At 70.9% G+C, this 17,729-nt stretch carries 17 protein-coding genes; 7 read left to right on the top strand and 10 right to left on the bottom strand.

Going from position 1 to position 17,729, the window contains the following annotated elements; all coding sequences use genetic code 11:
* Nucleotides 1-46 precede the first annotated feature (46 nt).
* Entirely contained in the window at nt 47-682 is a 636-nt protein-coding gene (locus Q4A22_RS04820; protein WP_303177593.1) for a PH domain-containing protein, read from the top strand.
* Nucleotides 683-693: 11 nt separating this feature from the next.
* On the opposite strand, the gene Q4A22_RS04815 is transcribed toward Q4A22_RS04820, so the two are convergent.
* From Q4A22_RS04815 to Q4A22_RS04805, 3 genes are all read right to left on the bottom strand, one after another.
* The gene (locus Q4A22_RS04815) at nt 694-1,800 is read right to left on the bottom strand and encodes an ABC transporter permease (RefSeq protein ID WP_303177592.1); all 1,107 of its coding nucleotides are present in this window, start codon (nt 1,798-1,800) and stop codon (nt 694-696) included.
* On the bottom strand, nt 1,797-3,332 hold the full coding sequence (locus Q4A22_RS04810; protein WP_303177591.1) for an ABC transporter permease: 1,536 nt from the start codon (nt 3,330-3,332) through the stop codon (nt 1,797-1,799). Before Q4A22_RS04810 ends, Q4A22_RS04815 begins: the two co-directional genes overlap by 4 nt.
* Before the next feature lie 107 nt (nt 3,333-3,439).
* On the bottom strand, nt 3,440-5,227 hold the full coding sequence (locus tag Q4A22_RS04805) for an ABC transporter family substrate-binding protein (protein ID WP_303177590.1): 1,788 nt from the start codon (nt 5,225-5,227) through the stop codon (nt 3,440-3,442).
* A 259-nt stretch (nt 5,228-5,486) separates the two neighbouring features.
* On the opposite strand from Q4A22_RS04805, the gene Q4A22_RS04800 reads away from it, so the two are divergent.
* A complete protein-coding gene (locus Q4A22_RS04800; protein ID WP_303177589.1) occupies nt 5,487-6,062 on the top strand; it encodes a lipopolysaccharide assembly LapA domain-containing protein in 576 nt (191 codons plus the stop codon).
* A gap of 171 nt (nt 6,063-6,233) precedes the next feature.
* A complete protein-coding gene (locus Q4A22_RS04795) occupies nt 6,234-8,447 on the top strand; it encodes an NADP-dependent isocitrate dehydrogenase (protein ID WP_303177588.1) in 2,214 nt (737 codons plus the stop codon).
* Nucleotides 8,448-8,535: 88 nt separating this feature from the next.
* Here Q4A22_RS04795 and tpx read toward each other — a convergent pair whose 3' ends face one another.
* Nucleotides 8,536-9,033, bottom strand: a complete 498-nt coding sequence (gene tpx / locus Q4A22_RS04790) for a thiol peroxidase (protein WP_303177587.1) — start codon at nt 9,031-9,033, stop codon at nt 8,536-8,538.
* A gap of 151 nt (nt 9,034-9,184) precedes the next feature.
* On the opposite strand from tpx, the gene Q4A22_RS04785 reads away from it, so the two are divergent.
* Complete coding sequence (locus tag Q4A22_RS04785; protein WP_303177662.1) at nt 9,185-10,156, top strand: malate dehydrogenase; 972 nt, start codon at nt 9,185-9,187, stop codon at nt 10,154-10,156.
* Between the two features lie 72 nt (nt 10,157-10,228).
* On the opposite strand, the gene Q4A22_RS04780 is transcribed toward Q4A22_RS04785, so the two are convergent.
* The 5 genes from Q4A22_RS04780 to Q4A22_RS04760 all read right to left on the bottom strand — a co-directional run bounded on the left by Q4A22_RS04780 (nt 10,229) and on the right by Q4A22_RS04760 (nt 13,951).
* Entirely contained in the window at nt 10,229-10,747 is a 519-nt protein-coding gene (locus Q4A22_RS04780) for an O-acetyl-ADP-ribose deacetylase (protein WP_303177586.1), read from the bottom strand.
* 80 nt (nt 10,748-10,827) lie between these two features.
* Entirely contained in the window at nt 10,828-11,214 is a 387-nt protein-coding gene (locus Q4A22_RS04775) for a YchJ family protein (RefSeq protein WP_303177585.1), read from the bottom strand.
* 64 nt (nt 11,215-11,278) lie between these two features.
* Nucleotides 11,279-12,127 (bottom strand): uracil-DNA glycosylase, encoded by an 849-nt coding sequence (locus Q4A22_RS04770; protein WP_303177584.1) that lies wholly within the window; start codon nt 12,125-12,127, stop codon nt 11,279-11,281.
* Nucleotides 12,128-12,227: 100 nt separating this feature from the next.
* Nucleotides 12,228-12,902: an MOSC domain-containing protein gene (locus Q4A22_RS04765; RefSeq protein ID WP_303177583.1), complete on the bottom strand. Its 675-nt coding sequence runs from the start codon at nt 12,900-12,902 to the stop codon at nt 12,228-12,230.
* A gap of 152 nt (nt 12,903-13,054) precedes the next feature.
* Nucleotides 13,055-13,951 carry a rhodanese-related sulfurtransferase gene (locus Q4A22_RS04760; protein WP_303177582.1) on the bottom strand — a complete coding sequence of 299 codons (897 nt, stop codon included), beginning with the start codon at nt 13,949-13,951 and terminating at the stop codon, nt 13,055-13,057.
* Nucleotides 13,952-14,032: 81 nt separating this feature from the next.
* Between Q4A22_RS04760 and Q4A22_RS04755 the strand changes: the two genes are divergently transcribed.
* A complete protein-coding gene (locus tag Q4A22_RS04755; RefSeq protein WP_303177581.1) occupies nt 14,033-15,112 on the top strand; it encodes an acyltransferase in 1,080 nt (359 codons plus the stop codon).
* Between the two features lie 15 nt (nt 15,113-15,127).
* Here the strand turns inward: Q4A22_RS04755 and Q4A22_RS04750 are convergent, their stop codons facing one another.
* A complete protein-coding gene (locus Q4A22_RS04750; RefSeq protein WP_303177580.1) occupies nt 15,128-15,796 on the bottom strand; it encodes a trimeric intracellular cation channel family protein in 669 nt (222 codons plus the stop codon).
* Nucleotides 15,797-15,913: 117 nt separating this feature from the next.
* Between Q4A22_RS04750 and Q4A22_RS04745 the strand changes: the two genes are divergently transcribed.
* Nucleotides 15,914-16,357, top strand: a complete 444-nt coding sequence (locus Q4A22_RS04745) for a GNAT family N-acetyltransferase (protein WP_303177579.1) — start codon at nt 15,914-15,916, stop codon at nt 16,355-16,357.
* Nucleotides 16,350-17,729 (top strand): carboxylesterase family protein (locus Q4A22_RS04740; RefSeq protein WP_303177578.1); only part of this gene is annotated, 1,380 nt, incomplete at its 3' end. The genes Q4A22_RS04745 and Q4A22_RS04740, both read left to right, overlap by 8 nt.

Below are 17,729 nucleotides of genomic sequence, written 5' to 3'. Positions count from 1 at the left end.
GGGGGCGCGCGGTCGCGGCGCGCGCGCATTGCCTAGCATGGGGGCCATGTCGAAGACCCCGGAACGGCCCGCCGCCGAGCACGAGACCTACCGGGCGGCGTCGGCGCCGTGGCTGACCGGCTTCCTGGTGCTGCTGGGACTCGTGGTGGCCGTGACGGGCTGGGGTGGCACGGGTGCGCAGCACGCCGCCGCGGTGTGCGGCTGCCTGGCGCTGGTGGCGCTCGGGTACGCCCTGTACTGGCGGCCCCGCCTGGAGGTCCACCCGAACGAGGTCCGTCTGGTCAACCCCGTGCGCACGGTGAGCATCCCGTGGGGCCGGATCGTGGACGTGCGCACCCGGTTCGCCGTGACCGTGGCCACCGCGGAACGCGCGCACTCCAGCTTCGCCCTGCCCGCGTCCGGCGCCGGAGCGGCGCTGCGCGCCGGAGCGGACGCCGTGAACCGCAACCACCCCATCGCCCGCCCGGACGGGGGTGTGCGCGTGGGCGACCTGACCTCCACAGCGTCCGGGGCGGCCGCCCACCGCGTGCGCAGCCTGTGGCAGCGCAAGATCGACACCGGCGAACTGGACGTCTTCGCCGCGGAACCGCGGGTCGAACCCGTGCGCACTCGCGTGGTGGCCGGCCCGCTCGCGACGGCAGCTCTCCTGCTCGCCGCGAGCGCGGTGCTCTACACCGTGTGAGGCCGGCCTGGTCATCGGGCGCTCCGGGCCGCCGGGCCGGTGCCCGCGGTGGCGGTGCCGGGTGCGGGCTCGTGCATCTCGTCCGCGCCCTCGCCGAGGTCCCGCGCGCGCTTGGGGTTGAACTTGCGCTGGCGGGGGTCGAAGGCGTCCCGGAGGCCGTCGCCGATGAAGTTAATCGTCAGCGCGATGGCCACGATGAACACACCGGGCCACCAGAACAGCCAGGGCCGGGTGGCGAACGCCGTCTGGTTCTCGCTGATGAGCCGGCCCAGGGACCAGTCCGGGGCCTGGATGCCCAGACCCAGGTAGGACAGCGAGGTCTCCAGCAGGATCGCGGAGGACATCAGCAGCGTGATGTTCACCGTGATCACGCCCACCGTGTTGGGCAGGATGTGCTTGAAGATGATCCGGCCGCTGGAGGCGCCGGCCAGGCGGGCGGCGTCCACGAACTCGCGCTCGCGCAGGGACAGGAACTCGCCGCGCACCAGGCGCGCCAGCCCGGGCCAGGAGGCCAGGCCGATGAGCAGGCCCAGGGCGATCACCGTGGCGAACGTGGGCAGACCGTGGGAACGCACCCACGAGATGGCCAGCCTGCCCAGCAGCGCGGCCAGGATGACCAGCGGGATGATGATGATGACGTCCGTCAGGCGCATCAGCACGGCCTCGGTCCAGCCACGGAAGTAGCCGGAGAGCCCGCCGATCACGGTGCCCACGACCCCCGCCACCAGGCCCACCACGAGCATCACGATCAGGGAGTACTGCGTGCCCTGCATGCACATGGCGAAGAGGTCACGGCCCAGGTTGTCCTGGCCGAAGGGGTGCTCCCCCAGACCGGGCGGCAGCAGGGACAGGGTGGGGCGGCCACCGTCCATCACGGTGCCGGTGGCGTCCGGGCCCCACTTCCACCAGCCCGGGATGGGGCCGATGCCGATGGAGGACACGGACAGCAGCACGATGAACAGCAGGACCACCACCGAGACCACCGCCCCGGTGTTGCCGAAGAAGCGCTGCCGGACCAGCTGGCCCTGGCTCTTGCCGCGCACGTCCTCGCGCTTCTGGCCCGCCTCGGGGACCTGTTCCACGGGTGTGGGGACGTCGACGGGTTGTGGCTGGCTCATGCTTTCACCCTCACTCGCGGGTCGAGTACGGAGTACACCAGGTCTGCGATCAGGTTGAAGACCATGGCGACGATGCCGGTGACGAGGAAGACGCCCATCACCGGGTTGGGGTCCACGTTGCGCACCGACTGGACGAACAGCTGCCCCATGCCGGTGAAGGCGAACACGGACTCCGTGATGATGGCTCCGCCGATCAGGCCGCCGATGTCGAAGGCCACGAGGGTGGCCAGCGGGATGAGCGCGTTGCGGAACGCGTGGCGCATGACCACGGTGCGCTCCGACAGGCCCTTGGCCCGTGCGGTGCGGATGTAGTCCTGGCCCATGATCTCCAGCATGGATGCGCGCGAGTACCGGGAGTAGGAGGCCAGTGCGAGCAGCGTCAGACAGATGGTGGGCAGCAGCAGGTGGGTGAAGCGGTCCAGGCCGGTGGCCCAGAAGTCACCGGTGAACCCGGGGGTGCCCGAGTTGGCGGTGGCGATCGGACGGCCGCGGATGTGGCTGGAGTTCACGTAGTCCGGCCAGGACTGCATGAAGCGGTCCAGAATGATGAGCAGGGCCACGAAGAATCCCGTGACCCCGGCCACCCGGGCGCCCTGGCCGCGGTCGTAGCCCCCGGCGAGGTAGCCGATGGCCGCACCGAGCGCGATCATCACCACCACCAGCCCGAGGACCACCAGCATCCCGCCGTTCTTGAAGGCGGACTGCACGGGGAAGTAGACGATGAGACCCACCACCACGGTGCCCAGCGCGGCGTAGAGCGCCCGCCTGTTGCGCAGCCCGGCCATCAGCACGGTGGCGATCACGGCCACCAGGATGCCGGTCAGGGCGATCAGCGGGATGCCCAGGAACGGGTGGTTGAGCCAGTCGGTGGCCAGCACGAAGTAGATGATCGCGAAGGTCACCACGAAGCCCGCACCACCCAGGAGCAGCCGGGTGCGCAGCCGCCCGAAGGAGACCAGGAACCAGATGAACCCCACCACGAGCGAGATCACCACCAGGGTGAGCATGGACATCACCGGCTTCTGCAGGAAGTCGTTGAACTGGATGGCCACGACCTCCTTGAGCAGCACGGCGAGCCAGAAGCTCGGCAGGGAGAAGCACAGGAACGTGAGGAACGTGATGCCGTAGTCCAGGCCGGAGTACTGGCGCAGGGCGGAGACGATGCCCAGGGTGATGCCCACGACGATCGCCAGGATGGTGCCCACCGTGACCAGCATGATGGTCTGGGTCATGGCGAAGGACAGCAGCTCGGTGACCTGCTGGCCGTCGCGGCTGACACCCAGGGAGCAGGTGTCCGCGAAGGGGACGAGACACCCGGCCGCGCCGCCGAGCCACGTGAAGTAGCGCAGCACGGGCGGAGTGTCCAGGTTGAGGGCCTCCACGCGCGCCGGGATCAGCTGTTGCGCGTTGGGGTTGCCGTAGAGATCCCACAGGGGGTCTCCGGACGCCGCCGTCATGAGGTACACGATGAACGATGCGCCCAACAGGATGAGCACGGCCGTGATGAGCCGCCTGAGAATGTATGAAGTCATTTGCTGCCTCTGAACGAGTGGTGGTCACGACGCTGCGCGGACGTGTGGTGCACACGCCCGCGCAGCGGTCATAAGGGGAGTGCCTCGGTCAACGGTTCCCGACCGTCCTACTTGCGGCTCCACTCGGAGACGTTCCAGAACACGCCGGTCTGGTTGGGCTGGTACTTGTCCACGCCGGCGATCTTGTCCGAGGTGGCCACGTAGCCCACGGACTGGAACAGCGGCAGGCCGTAGGCGTCCTCGAAGGTGTGCTTGTCCACGTCCACGATCTGGTCCACGCGGGAGGACTCGTCCAGGTTGGAGCGGGCCTCGTCCACGAGCTTGTCGACGTCCTTGTCGGAGTACTTGTTGTAGTTGCCGCCGCCGCCGGTCTTGAAGATCTGGGACAGCATCTCGGTGCCCACGCCCGGGGAGACCCAGCCGAACAGGGAGGCGTCGTAGTCGCCGTCGGGCAGCTTCTCGGACCAGTTGGGGTCGCCCAGGTCCTCGACCTTGAAGCCGGCCTTCTCCGCGGACTCCTTGATCAGCTGGAAGGTGTCCACGCGCTGGGGGTTGCCGTTGTTGAACAGGATGCGCACGGTGGGCGTCTTGCCGTCGAGCAGCTTCTTGGCGCCCTCGATGTCCACGTCCCCGTACTTCTGCTCCGCGCCGTTCTTCTCGGTGGCCTTCTGGTAGGGCTCGCCCTGGCTGGAGACGTACATCTGCGAGTTCAGCACGGAGGCGTCGTCCTTGACCGGCTTGATGAGCTGGTCCACGATCTGCTGGCGGGGAATGGTCTTGAGGAAGGCCTCGCGGGTCTTCTCGTCCTTGAAGGTGTCCGAGCCGAAGTTCAGGTCCAGGTGGTCGTACGCGAGCTGGTCGCCCTTCTGCACGTTCACGTTCTCGATCTGCTGGACCTGGTCCAGGGTGTCCTTGTTGACGTTGTTCGGCTGCATGATGTCCACTTCGCCGTTGCGCAGCGCCTGGATCTGCGCGGTGGCGTCGCCGATGGTGCGCAGCGTGATCTCGTCCAGCTTGCCCGGGGCGTCGCCCTTGTAGTTCTCGTTCTTCTTGAGCGTGATGGAGTTGTTCTCCACCACGTTCTCGATCTTGTACGGGCCGCTGGAGACCAGGACGTCCTTGTCGTCCGGGGTGGAGGTGAAGTTGAAGGCCGTGTCCCAGGCCTTGCCGATCTTCTCCAGCTCGGGCTGCTTCTGCGGGCTCTCGGGGTCGCCCTTCTTCTGGTTCTCCAGGACCTTGAGCAGCTGGTCCTCACTCATGCCGGCCTTCTTGGCCACCACGTGCGCGGGCATCAGCGAGTTGGAGTCGAAGGCGATCTCCCAGTCCGCGTTCTGCTTGCCCCACGTGAGGGTCATCTTCTTGCCGTCCTCGGAGAACTTGGGCATGTCCGTGGAGTGCAGGATGTCGGTGGAGCCGGCGATCGAGAAGTAGTTCTTCCCGGCCTTTCCGTCCTCGCTCGCGTCGTTCGCGTAGCCCGAGAGCACGGACCACCAGAGCAGCATGTCCGCCTTGTCGATCTTGTTGCCGTCCGACCACTGCGGGTCCTTCAGCTCGTACTCCACCGTCAGCGGATCGTCCGAGGTCTTCTTGTACGTGCCGAACCCCTCGTTGGGGTGCAGCTTCTGGTCGGTGTCCACGTTGACGAAGCTCTCGCGGGTCATCGCGGCCACGTGGCCGTTGATATCCAGGTTGGTCTTCGTGTACCCCGGGTTCGCGCCGGAGAACTTGTTGGTCTCGGCGACGGTCACCACGCCACCCTCCTGGGCGCTCGCGCTGCTGTCACCGCCGCTCTTTGCATCGTCCCCGCCGCCCACGCTCGCGCAGCCGGTCAGAGTGAGTGCGGCGATTGCCGCGAGGGACACGGCGGCCTTCCCGGTGAAGGTGTACTTTCCCATGACGTTTCCTCCTGATGTGGTGCCCATGGAATGTGCGTTGCACCCCGGTGCTGGTGTCCGCAAGCGGTGTCTGGGGTCACCCTCGGGTGTGGTGCGTCTCACAATGGACCACAGGTTACCCGCCGTTCACCGGATTGGGAGCGAAATGTCAGCGTGTTGAGATTTACGGCGTGTCGCGCCGCCATCCGGGGCTCGGCGCCCGGAACGCCCCTGACCTACGCTGGGACCGTCCAGCACGCCACTTCCCGGGAGGCCCCCAGTGAGCAACGCCCCGCACGACCGCCCCTCCGCACCCCACGACCCCACCGCCCACGGCGCCGGGCACACCCCGGGGTACGAGACCGGGTACGACGCCGCCGCGGCCCGTCCCGGGGACACCCACGTTCCCGCGGGCCACACCGCCGGGCACCCGGGTGACGCCCGCACCACGACGACCCGGGCGGCGTCGTCCGCCCCGAGGACCGTGGAACCCGGTACCGAGCGCGGCGGCGCGGAGCCGAACCAGGCGGGGACGACCGGGACGGTGCCGGTGGACCCGGCCCTGGACGCCCCCGCCAAGCGCGGTGTCTCCGGAACGGTGTGGGCCGCGCTGATCGCCGGCGTGGTGGTGCTGATCCTGCTGCTGGTGTTCATCCTGCAGAACAACGTGGGCACGCACTTCGAGTACCTGGTGTGGTCCTTCAGCCTGCCGCTGGGGGTGGCCATGCTGCTCTCCGCGATCGCCGGGGCGCTCATCATGGCGCTCGTGGGGTCGGTGCGGATCTTCACCCTGGGCCACCGCCTGCGCAAGCTGGAGCGCGAGCGCGAGCGGATCAGGCAGACCCTCGCCGACTGAGGCGCCACCCGCGCTGCCGGGGACATCCCCCACCCCCGGGCCCTCGCACGTCATCCCGCCCCCGCCCACGTCGCGGCAGTCCCGCGCACGTCACCGCAGGCCCGCCCGGACGGGACAGCGGTAGGCTGACGCATAGCCCCAGTGACCGTCGATGCAAGGAGTCATTGCCCCATGCCCAAGATCATCTACACCGAGACCGACGAAGCGCCCATGCTGGCCACCTACTCCTTCAAGCCCATGGTCGAGGCGTTCGCCTCCACCGCGGGCGTGGAGGTGGAGACCCGGGACATCTCCCTGGCCGCCCGCGTTCTCGCGCAGTTCCCGGACCGCCTCACCGAGGAGCAGCGGGTCCCGGACACCCTCGCCGAACTGGGTGAGCTCGCGAAGACGCCGGAGGCGAACATCGTGAAGCTTCCCAACATCTCCGCGTCCATCCCCCAGCTCAAGGCCACCATCAAGGAGCTGCAGGCGGACGGCTACGACCTCCCGGACTACCCGGAGGACGCCACCACGGACGAGGCCAAGGACATCCGCGCGCGCTACGACCGCGTGAAGGGCTCCGCCGTGAACCCGGTGCTGCGCGAGGGCAACTCGGACCGCCGCGCCCCCAAGGCCGTCAAGGAGTACGCCCGCAAGCACCCCCACTCCATGGGTGCCTGGTCCAAGGACTCGAAGACGAACGTGGCCACGCTGGGCCACGACGACTTCCGCACCAACGAGCAGTCCGTGGTGGTCCCCGCGGACGACACCCTCACCATCCAGCTGGTCACCGACCACGGCACCACCGTGCTCAAGCAGTCCGTGCCCGTGCTGGCCGGAGAGGTGGTGGACGCCACCTTCATGAGCGCCGCCGCCCTGGACGCGTTCCTTGCCGAGCAGGTGGCCCGCGCCAAGCAGGAGGGCATCCTCTTCTCCACCCACCTGAAGGCCACCATGATGAAGGTCTCGGACCCCATCATCTTCGGCCACGTGGTCACGGCCTTCTTCCGGGACGTCTTCGACCGCTACGGCGAGGACCTGGCCGCCGCCGGGCTCTCCGCCAACGACGGCCTGGGCGGAATCCTGTCCGGGCTGGACGCCCTGGAGAACGGTGAGGAGATCAAGGCCGCCTTCCAGCGCGGCATCGACGAGGGCCCCGAGCTCGCGTACGTGAACTCGGACAAGGGCATCACCAACCTGCACGTCCCCTCGGACGTGATCGTGGACGCCTCCATGCCCGCCATGATCCGCACCTCCGGACAGATGTGGGGCCGCGAGGGCGAGCAGAAGGACACCCTGGCGGTGCTGCCGGACTCCTCCTACGCCGGTGTGTACCAGGCTGTGATCGAGGACTGCCGCGCGAACGGCGCCTACGACCCCACCACCATGGGCACCGTGCCGAACGTGGGCCTCATGGCGCAGAAGGCCGAGGAGTACGGCTCCCACGACAAGACCTTCGAGGTTCAGGAGCCCGGCACGGTCCAGGTGGTCAACTCCGCCGGGGACGTGCTGATGTCCCACGAGGTCCAGCCCGGTGACATCTGGCGCGCGTGCCAGGCCAAGGACGCCCCCATCAAGGACTGGGTGCAGCTGGCCGTGCGCCGCTCCCGCGACTCCGGGATGCCCGCGGTGTTCTGGCTGGACGAGACCCGCGCCCACGACCGCAACCTGATCGAGAAGGTGAACACCTACCTCGCGCAGGAGGACACGGACGGGCTGGACATCCGCATCCTCTCCCCCGTGGAGGCCACCCGCTTCACGATCGAGCGCATCCGCCGCGGCGAGGACACCATCTCGGTGACCGGCAACGTGCTGCGCGACTACCTCACGGACCTGTTCCCCATCCTGGAGCTGGGCACCTCCGCGAAGATGCTCTCCATCGTGCCGCTGATGAACGGCGGCGGGCTCTTCGAGACCGGTGCCGGCGGCTCCGCGCCCAAGCACGTGCAGCAGCTGCAGGAGGAGAACCACCTTCGCTGGGACTCCCTGGGCGAGTTCCTGGCGCTGGCGGCCTCCTTCGAGCACCTGGCCAGCCGCTACGACAACGCCAAGGCCCAGGTCCTCGCGGACACCCTGGACCGGGCCACCGGCACGTTCCTGGACGAGAACAAGTCCCCGTCCCGCAAGGTGGGCGAGCTGGACAACCGCGGCTCGCACTTCTACCTGGCCATGTACTGGGCCGAGGAGCTCGCGAAGCAGACCGAGGACGCCGAGCTGGCACAGGCGTTCCAGCAGGTGGCCTCCGAGCTGCGTGCCAACGAGGAGACCATCAACGCCGAGCTGCTCGGCGCGCAGGGCTCCCCCGCGGACCTCGGCGGCTACTACTGGCCGAACCCCGAGAAGGTCACGGGAGTGATGCGTCCGTCCACCACGCTGAACCGGATCATGGACTCGCTCACCGCCTGATCCGCTCCGCCCAGCACAACGCCGCCGCGTCCCCTTCCCGGGGGCGCGGCGGCGTCGTCGTGTGGGTGCCCCGTGCGGAGGGCGCGGGTCAGGAGAGGGCGGCCACGGCGGCGTCGTAGTCCGGTTCCTGGGAGATCTCGGGAACCAGCTCGGTGTGGACCACCTGGCCGTTCTCGTCCACGACCACCACGGCGCGGGCGAGCAGGCCCTCGAGCGGGCCGTCCGTCATGCTCACGCCGTAGTCCTCCCCGAAGCTGGAGCGGAACGCGGAGGCCGTCACCACGTCCTCGATGCCCTCCGCGCCGCAGAAGCGGCCGAGGGCGAACGGCAGGTCCTTGGACACGCACAGCACGGTGGTGTCCTGCAGGCCCGCCGCGCGCTTGTTGAACTCGCGGACGGACTGCGCGCACACGCCTGTGTCCACGGACGGGAAGATGTTCAGCACCACGCGTCGGCCCGTGAGCTCGTCCGAGGTGACCGGGGCGAGGTCCGCCCCCACGAGCTGGAACGGGCGGGCGGTGCTGTCCTGCGCGGGCAGCTCCCCCACGGTGTGCACGGATTGTCCTTGGAATGCGGTAGTAGCCATGCACTCATTGTGAGCCCGCACACCACATGGACACAGCGGCTTCCGCCGTCCGCTGAACAGCCCCCGCTGATAGCCTCGAGGCACCGACACCACTGTGACGCGCTCCACAGCGCCCCGCACACCAGGAGGAAACACCGTGAGCCTCACCCCCATGACCGTGGCCGTGACCGGGGCCGCCGGCCAGATCGGCTACAGCCTGCTCTTCCGCATCGCCAACGGGGACCTGCTGGGACGCGAACGCCCCGTGCGGCTGCGGCTGCTGGAGATCCCGTCCGCGCTGCCCGCCCTGGAGGGCACGGTCATGGAGCTGCAGGACTGCGCGTTCCCGCTGCTGCGGGACGTGGAGATCGGCTCGGACCCGCGCACCGTGTTCGACGGCGCCCAGCTGGCCCTGCTCGTGGGCGCCCGTCCGCGGGCCAAGGGCATGGAACGGGGTGACCTGCTGGAGGCGAACGGTGCGATCTTCACGGAGCAGGGCCGGGCCCTGAACGACGTGGCCCACCAGGACATCCGCGTGGTGGTCACGGGCAACCCGGCCAACACCAACGCCCTGATCGCCCAGCGCAACGCCCCGGACATCCCCGCCTCCCGGTTCAGCGCCCTGACCCGCCTGGACCACAACCGGGCCGTGGCCATGCTCGCCGCGCAGACCGGCACGTCCGTGGCGGACGTCAAGCACCTGGTGGTGTGGGGCAACCACTCCGCCACCCAGTACCCGAGCCTGGACCACGCGAAGGTCGCGGGACGGCCCGCCATGGAGCTGGTGTCCCGCGAGTGGGTGGAGGACACGTTCATCCCCACCGTGGCGCAGCGTGGTGCGGCCATCCTGGCGGCCCGCGGGGCGTCGTCGGCGGCGTCCGCGGCGAGCGCGACCATCGACCACGCCCGGGACCTCATGCTGGGCAACTCCCGCGGGGACTGGACCTCCATGGCCGTGGTCTCGGACGGCTCCTACGGCGTGCCCGCCGGGCTCATGAGCTCCTTCCCCGTGACCACCTCCGGCGGGGACTGGTCCATCGTGCAGGGGCTGGAGATCTCGGAGTTCTCCCGCGCCAGGATCGACGCCTCCGTGGCGGAGCTGGAGTCCGAGCGGGCCGCGGTCACGGAGCTGGGGCTGATCTGAAAGGTGCGCGCGGCGGCACCGCCCCGGGCGGCGTCCACCCCGGGGCGGTGCGGGCGGCGGCGAGGTGGCGGGTCAGTTCCGGGCGGCGTCGAGGGCTGCCTGGAACGCTGCTTCCGCATCCGCCGAGAACGGGACGAAGACCACCGTCTCCACGTCCGTGTCCGCCGCCAGCACGGTGTCCACCGCGATCTGCGTGGCGCTGTCCATGGGCCAGCCGTAGATGCCCGCGGAGATGGCGGGGAAGGCCACGGATTTCGCCCCGATCTGGTCCGCCACGCGCAGCGACTCGCGGTAGCAGGACGCCAGGATGTCGCTCTTGTCCTTGGTCTTGGCGTAGACCGGGCCCACCGTGTGGATGACCCAGCGGGCCGGGAGGTCGTAGCCGTCCGTGGCCACCGCCTGGCCCGCGGGAAGCCCTTCCTTGAGCGTGGTCTCACGCAGCTTCCTGCACTCGGCCAGCAGCTGCTTGCCCGCCGCCCGGTGGATGGCGCCGTCCACTCCCCCGCCGCCGAGCAGCTTGGAGTTGGCGGCGTTGACGATCGCGTCCGTCTCAACCTTGGTGATGTCACCCTTGCGGATCTCGATGTTCATGGGGCCACCCTACTGCGGGGTCCCGGGGCGGGAGCCGACCGAACGGGTGGGAGAGGACTCCACCCCGGTGGCCGCCCACGTCACTGCGGGACGGGGCCCACGTACATCCAGCGGCCGGCGCGCCGGGTGAACTCGGAGACCTCGTGCATGCTGCCCGGGCGCCCACCGCTCACGTACTCGGCGGTGAACTCCACCACCCCGTGCTCGTCCTCGGGACCACCGTCCACCACGCGCTCGACGCCGAGCCCCGTCCACACGGTGCCGGGATCGGTGCTCGTGTCCTGCGGGCGCGTCCGGGGGTGCCACGTGCGGAACAGGTGGTCCTCCGCGCCGGTGGCGAAGGCCGTGTACCGCGAGCGCATCAGGGCCTCCGCGGTCTCGGGCCAGGCCTCGTGGGCCAGCGCGGGACCGCAGCACGCGGCCAGGGATGCGCCGTCGGGGACTCCACCGCAGGGACACACGCTCATGGGCACCGAGCGTACCGGAGCGCACGGGCCCGGCGCGGTGAGCCGCTCCCACCCGGGCACGTGCTCAGGGGAGCGGGGCGGCGGCCAGGGCCAGGGCGTCGTCGAGCATCTGCTCGGTGAGCAGGCCCGTGAAGGTGTTGCGCTGGCTCACGTGGTAGCAGCCCACCAGCCGCACGTCCCGACCGTCCGGGGTGTGCAGGGAAACGACGGCGCCGTGCCCGAACCTCGGGCGCGGCCGCGGCACCTCCCAGCCCATCCGTGCGGCGGCGGTGAGGACCGTCTGCCAGGCGATCCCGCCCAGGGCGAGCATGCCGTGCAGCTCCGTGAGCATTTCGACCTCCCGGTCGAACCAGCCGCCGCACGCGGCCTTCTCCTCGGGGGTTGGCTTGTTGGCGGGCGGCGCGCAGCGCACCGGGGAGATCATCCGCACCCCGCGCAGCCGCTGCCCGTCCCCCGCGGTGCTCACCGTCTCGTGCTCGGCGAACCCCGCGCGGTGGAGGGCCGCGTAGATCCAGTCGCCGGCGCGGTCCCCCGTGAACATGCGCCCGGTGCGGTTCCCGCCGTTCGCCGCGGGTGCCAGACCGATGACCGCGAGTCGCGCCCGGGGATCGCCGTAGGACGGCACGGGCCGCCCCCAGTACGGTTCCCCGGCGAACGACGCCCGCTTGTGCTCGGCCACCTCCTCCCGCCACTCGACCAGCCGGTCGCACGCCCGGCACACGCTGGCCATCGCGTTGAGCTGGTCCACGTCCCGGGCGGTCGCCGCGAGCCCACGCACCCCGGCGGCGTCGTGGGCCACGGGGGTGTCCGCCGCCGCGGGGTCCTCCGGCCAGCCGGTGCCGGGCGGCACGGGAGAGGGGAAGCGCTGCCCGGTCATCGGGTGGGGCAGACGCTCGGCGTGCGGCTCGGTCATCGTGGAACCTCTCCTGGAATCAGTGGGTGTGCCCTCCCGCCAGCCGATGAGCTCCCGGCAAGGGGCGGGCGCGGGGTGGCCGGGCGGCGGCGTTGGGCGCTCAGAGCAGGGTGTCCTCCCCCAGGCGGCGGAGGATCTGGCGCCGCCACCGCTCGGGGAACTCGGGGGCGCGCGTGAGGCCGCGGTAGGCGTCCGGGTCCGCGACTCCCGCGGCCATGATGCGCACGACGTCGCTCACGGCCACCGCGCCCGAGGGCCGGCTCACGAACTCGACGGCGTCCCCCGCACCCACGTGGCCCTCGCGCAGCACCCGCAGGTAGAACCCCGTGCGGGCCGAGCTCTCCATGTCCCGTGGCAGGTTCCCGTCCGCCCAGCGGCGGGAGATGGTGGTGCACGGGGTGCGCGGCTGGGTCACCTGGACCACCGCGGTGCCCACCTGGAAGACGTCACCGAGGCACACGCGCTCCTCCGTGGCACCGCGCAGGGTGAGATTCTCCGAGAACGCGCCGGGATGCAGGTCACGTCCCTCCCGCTGCCACGCGTGGTAGTTCTCCAGCGGGTAGCAGCACACGGCCTTGTCCGGACCACCGTGGTGCTTGAGGTCGCCCTGCTCGTCCCCGATGAAGCCGGTCCCGCTGAGGAACACCCTGTCCGTGCGGGGCTCCTTCTCAGCGCCCGTGCTGATCTCACGGCCGCCCCACGTGTGGCGTCGCACCGCCCCGGTGTGCAGGTCGGTCACCGCGGCGTCCGTGACAGTCGGCTGGGGGTTCTCCATCGGGGCTCCTGGTGGATCGGTGGGCTGACACTCGGGTCTGTGGCTCGGCGACGTGGTGAGCAGGTCGGTGGACCGGTAGGTGAGTGGGCGGAACAGGGACGGTGTCGTGGGGTGCCGTCGCGGAGGTGGCACACGTGGAGATGCCGCGGCCGCTAGGGGTGCGCGGGCGGCGTCGTCGGGGCGCAGTCCGGGCAGCGGGCGTCGGCACCGCCGCAGTCCTCGCAGCACAGGAACTGGCGGCGGCAGCGCGGGTTCGCGCAGTTCACGTAGCGCGGGGTGGGCTCACCGCACCGCGCACACCGCCCCAGGGACTGCGCGTCTGGGGAGAACTCCGTGTGCCCGCGGCCGTCGAACACGTACAGGGAGCCGTCCCACAGACCGCCGTCCCCGTACTGCTCACCGTAGCGAACGATGCCGCCGTCCAGCTGGTACACGTCCCGGAACCCGCGGTTGCGCAGCAGCACGCTCAGCACCTCGCAGCGGACACCGCCCGTGCAGTAGGTCACCAGGGCCTTGTCCTTGAGGTGGTCGTAGGCGCCGGAGTCGATCTCGCCGAGGAAGTCCCGCGTGGTGCTGGTCCGCGGCACCACGGCGCCCCGGAACCTCCCGATCTGCGCCTCCACCGCGTTGCGGCCGTCGAAGAACACCACGTCCTCCCCGCGCCGCTCCACCAGCTCGTGCACCTCCCGCGGAGAGAGGTGGGTGCCGCCGCCCTGCACGCCGGCACCGGTCACGGTGATCGGGTCCGGGGCGTCGAAGGTCACCAGCTCCGGGCGGACCCGCACGCTCAGCCGGGGGAAGTCCTCGCCCGTCCCGTCCGACCACTTCACGTCCGCGTCCTTGAACGGGGCGTACTCCCGCAGACCGCGCACGTAGATCTTCACGTCCCGGATGTCCCCGCCCACCGTGGCGTTGATCCCCTGCGGGGAGACGATGATCCGCCCCCTGACCCCCGCGTGCCGGGCCAGGGTGAGCTGCCACAGCCGCACCGCCTCCGGATCGGCCAGCGGGGTGAACACGTAGAACAGCACGATCTTCGGGACGGACATGCGTCCAGGGTAGTGGCGGGGCGAGCACGCGGAGATCGTGGGCCCGTCTTCGGCAACCGCTCGGACCGCTATTCTGCCCTCGTGGCTTTTCATCCCCCCGCGCCGCGGCCCTCCGCCCCTGCCCGCACCGTGCACGGCTCCCCCCGCACCCTTGGCCGAGGCCTCGGCGGTCACGACAACGCCCTGAACCTCATCCGCCTGGTGCTGGCCTCGGCCGTGATCGTGGGACACTCCGTCCCCGTGGGCGGCTACCCGGAGAGCGTGTGGCAGAGCGCGAGCGGAACGGCCGTGAACGGCTTCTTCGTGATCTCCGGCTACCTGATCGCCGGCTCCCGGATGCGGCTGTCCCTTCGGGCCTACCTGTGGCGGCGGGCGCTGAGGATCTACCCCGGGTTCTGGGTCTCACTGGCGGTCACTGCCGTGGTGGTCGCCCCCGTCGCTGCGGCGCTCGGCGGGGAGCGGTACGAGCCACTGAGCGCGCTGGCCTACGTGGTGGCGAATGCCACACTCTACATCTCCCAGTGGGACATCCAGCACCTGCTGGAGGCCGTCCCCTTCCCGAACGTGTGGAACGCCTCGCTGTGGACGCTGTGGCTCGAGGGGGCCGCGTACCTGCTGGCCGGGCTGGTGCTCACCGTCCCCCGGGTGCGCCGCCGCCCCCTGCCCTGGCTCGCCCTGCTGCTCGTGCTCACCCTCGTGATGCAGTTCGCCTCCTACGGACCGGTGGACCTCACCACCACCAAGTTCTTCCAGGGATTCCGGCTGGGCGGTTTCTTCCTGGCCGGCATGGTGCTCTGGGCCGCCCGGGACCGGGTGCCCTTGCGCTGGTGGCTCGGTGTTCCCGCGCTGGCGCTCGCGCTCGTGGCAAGCTCCTGGCCCGTTCCGGTGACCTGGGCCGCCTCGGCGCTCCCCCTGGCCTACGGGCTGCTGTGGCTGGGCGCGGTGCTGCCGGTGCGGATCGGCGCCGTCAACGACCTCTCCTACGGCACGTACATCTACGCCTTTCCCCTGCAGCAGCTGCTCGTGGTCCTCGGCGCGAACACGGTGCTCACCCACGGGCAGTTCTCAGTGGTGGCGCTGGCCTGCACCCTCCCGGTGGCGTGGCTGTCGTGGCATCTGGTGGAGAAGCCGGCGCTGAAGTTCAAGACTGTCGTGACGTGAGCCGGCAGGGCCGCACTACCCGCGACGACGCGTCCGGCCCGCCGCCGCGGGCTTGCGACGCAGCTTCTTCAGCGCGCCAGGCGTCAGGTTCGCCGGCCCGGGCAGCCGCCACCCGAAGCGGCGCGCGGACACACTCACCACGGCGCTGAGCAGGATCGCGCCGGCCATCCCGTAGCTGGGGTGGCCCAGGCCCACGAGCAGCGCCATCAGGGTGCTGGAGAGCAGCGCGCTCGTGGCGTAAAGGGTGTTGCCGCCGAAGATCGCGGGCAGCCGCCCCACCGCGACGTCACGGATCATCCCGCCCCCCACGGCGGTCACCACCCCCAGCAGGATCGCGGGCGGCCATGCCAGCCCCGCCGCGAACGCCTTGACCGTGCCGGTGGCCGCCCAGCAGCCCACCGACAGGCAGTCCGCGACGAACAGGGCCCGGAACGTCCACTTGCTGCCGAACACCATGAGGTACGCGATCAGCGCGCCCACCAGCGAGGTGGAGAGGTACGCCGGGTTGGTCAGCGCCACGGGGAAGCCGTGCTGCAGCAGGGTGTCCCGGAGGATCCCGCCGCCCAGACCGGAGAGGATCGCGAGGACCACGAAGCCCACGATGTCCATGCGCAGCTGCCGCGCCACCACCCCGCCCAGGATGCCGTTGGTCAGCACTCCCAGCAGGTCGACGACGTCGAACACGGCCTCTGCTTCGATCCCCACCGTGCACCGCCTCGCTCCCAGCCGCCATCGCAGTCCCCCAGCATATGTGCTCCGGGGCGGCTTCTGCGTGTCGGGCGGGTGCGTGAAGATGGACCCATGAACCACGCGCACCCCGGATACACCCTGCTGGACGGCCCGCCCACGGTTGCCGAGTACCTCACCCTGCGCCGTGACACCGGGCTCAGTCCGAAGACCGAGGAGCAGGCGCGGGCGGGGATCCACGGCGCGTGGGCGGCCGTTCGCGTGGTGCGCGAGGCCTCCGGGGAGGTGGTGGGCATGGGCCGTGTGATCGGCGACGGCGGGTGGTACTTCCACGTGATCGACATGGCGGTGCTGCCGGGGCACCAGGGGCAGGGACTCGGCGGCGCCGTCCTGGAGCACCTCCTGGACCGGATCCGCACGCACGCCCCCGCGGACGCGTACGTGAGCCTCATGGCCGACACCCCCGGCCAGCCGCTCTACGCCCGCCACGGCTTCGAGGACCGCGCCCCGCGCACCATCGGGATGAGCCGCCTCCTGGACGGCCCGGAGCGTGGCTGACGCCGGGGACTCCGCCGCGGAGCGCGCCACCCCCGCACACAACTCTGAGCGCGGCACCGGGCGCGCTCCCCGGTGGGAGGCGCCGTGCGGGACCGTCATCGGCTGGCGGGACGGCCCCGTGGACCGTGCCACCGGCATCCGGTACGCCACGGCGGGACGCTACGAGCGCCCGGTGCGGGAGGCGGCGGCGTCGTCCCCGGTCCTGGCCACCGGACCCGCCCCGGCCTGCCCGCAGCCGCCCATGCCGTTCCTGGACGGGATCGTGGGCAGCACCCTGGGGGACCTGCCCCAGGACGAGGACTGCCTGCGGGTCTCCGTGACCGTTCCCGCGGGCACCGCCCCGGACGCCGCGCTGCCGGTGATGGTGTGGATCCACGGCGGGTCCTACGCGTCCGGCGGGGGTGACGCGCCGTTCTACGACCCCGGCGCACTCGTGGCCGAGCAGCGCGTGGTGGTGGTGAGCGTCACGTACCGGCTGGGACTGCTCGGATTCCTGGGAAACGGCGCGGAGATCCCCGCGAACCTGGGGCTGCTGGACATGGTCGCCGCCCTGGAGTGGACGCGGGAGAACATCGCGGCGTTCGGCGGGGATCCGGGTGCTGTCACGCTGTTCGGCCAGTCCGCGGGCGGCGACGCCGTGGCACACCTGATGCTGGTGCCGCACGCCCGCGCCCTGTTCCGCCGTGCGATCATCCAGAGCGCCCCGTTCGGGCTGCTCCCCGGACGGGCCCGGATGAACGCCGCGATGGCCCGGACCGCGGCTCCGCTGGCCCGGGACGCCTCCCTGGACGAGGTGCGGCTCATGCAACGGCGCGCCGCCGGGGCTGCCGGCCGGTACGGGCTGAAGGGTCAGATGCCGTTCGGGCTGCAGTACGGCGAGGACCCGCTGCCGCCCGAGGTCGAGGTGGACCGCGCCTGGCGCGAGGCCGCCCCGCACGTGGCGGTGCTCGTGGGCAGCACCGCGAGGGAGGCCGCCCTGTTCACCGCCGGCGTGCCCGCGCTGGCCCGCCTGATGCGGCGCCCGGGCGGCTCCCGCGGCGTCGAGCGGCTTCTCGTGACCCCGCTCACCCGGCACATCTACGGACGGGGCGCGGCCCGGTTCGCCCGGCGGCACGCGGAGGCGGGAGGCACCGCGCAGCGCTACGAGTTCTCGTGGGACGTGGGCGAGAACCCCGTGGCGGCGGCGCACATCTCCGAGCTCCCGCTGCTCTTCCCCGGCCGCGACGCGTGGCAGCGCACTCCCCTGGTGGCCGGCCACCCGTGGGAGCGGATCGTCGCGGACGGCGCCCGGCTGCGCGCCGCGTGGGCCGGTTTCGCCCGGGGCGGGACCGTGGCCGACGACGCCCGCGCCGGGCTTCGCGTGTTCCCGCCA

This window comes from Kocuria sp. (genome assembly GCF_030530945.1).
In the GTDB taxonomy this organism is placed as follows: Bacteria; Actinomycetota; Actinomycetes; order Actinomycetales; family Micrococcaceae; genus Kocuria.
This window is presented reverse-complemented; position numbering and strand designations above follow the sequence as displayed.

Excerpts from the sequence above, each read along its gene's own strand:
- Q4A22_RS04745 (WP_303177579.1), top strand. The coding sequence starts at position 15,914 with ATGAACCACGCGCACCCCGGATACACCCTGCTGGACGGCCCGCCCACG.
- Q4A22_RS04805 (WP_303177590.1), bottom strand. The coding sequence starts at position 5,227 with ATGGGAAAGTACACCTTCACCGGGAAGGCCGCCGTGTCCCTCGCGGCA.
- Q4A22_RS04810 (WP_303177591.1), bottom strand. The coding sequence starts at position 3,332 with ATGACTTCATACATTCTCAGGCGGCTCATCACGGCCGTGCTCATCCTG.
- Q4A22_RS04795 (WP_303177588.1), top strand. The coding sequence starts at position 6,234 with ATGCCCAAGATCATCTACACCGAGACCGACGAAGCGCCCATGCTGGCC.
- Q4A22_RS04815 (WP_303177592.1), bottom strand. The coding sequence starts at position 1,800 with ATGAGCCAGCCACAACCCGTCGACGTCCCCACACCCGTGGAACAGGTC.
- Q4A22_RS04785 (WP_303177662.1), top strand. The coding sequence starts at position 9,185 with ATGACCGTGGCCGTGACCGGGGCCGCCGGCCAGATCGGCTACAGCCTG.
- tpx (WP_303177587.1), bottom strand. The coding sequence starts at position 9,033 with ATGGCTACTACCGCATTCCAAGGACAATCCGTGCACACCGTGGGGGAG.
- Q4A22_RS04765 (WP_303177583.1), bottom strand. The coding sequence starts at position 12,902 with ATGGAGAACCCCCAGCCGACTGTCACGGACGCCGCGGTGACCGACCTG.
- Q4A22_RS04775 (WP_303177585.1), bottom strand. The coding sequence starts at position 11,214 with ATGAGCGTGTGTCCCTGCGGTGGAGTCCCCGACGGCGCATCCCTGGCC.
- Q4A22_RS04780 (WP_303177586.1), bottom strand. The coding sequence starts at position 10,747 with ATGAACATCGAGATCCGCAAGGGTGACATCACCAAGGTTGAGACGGAC.
- Q4A22_RS04820 (WP_303177593.1), top strand. The coding sequence starts at position 47 with ATGTCGAAGACCCCGGAACGGCCCGCCGCCGAGCACGAGACCTACCGG.
- Q4A22_RS04770 (WP_303177584.1), bottom strand. The coding sequence starts at position 12,127 with ATGACCGAGCCGCACGCCGAGCGTCTGCCCCACCCGATGACCGGGCAG.
- Q4A22_RS04760 (WP_303177582.1), bottom strand. The coding sequence starts at position 13,951 with ATGTCCGTCCCGAAGATCGTGCTGTTCTACGTGTTCACCCCGCTGGCC.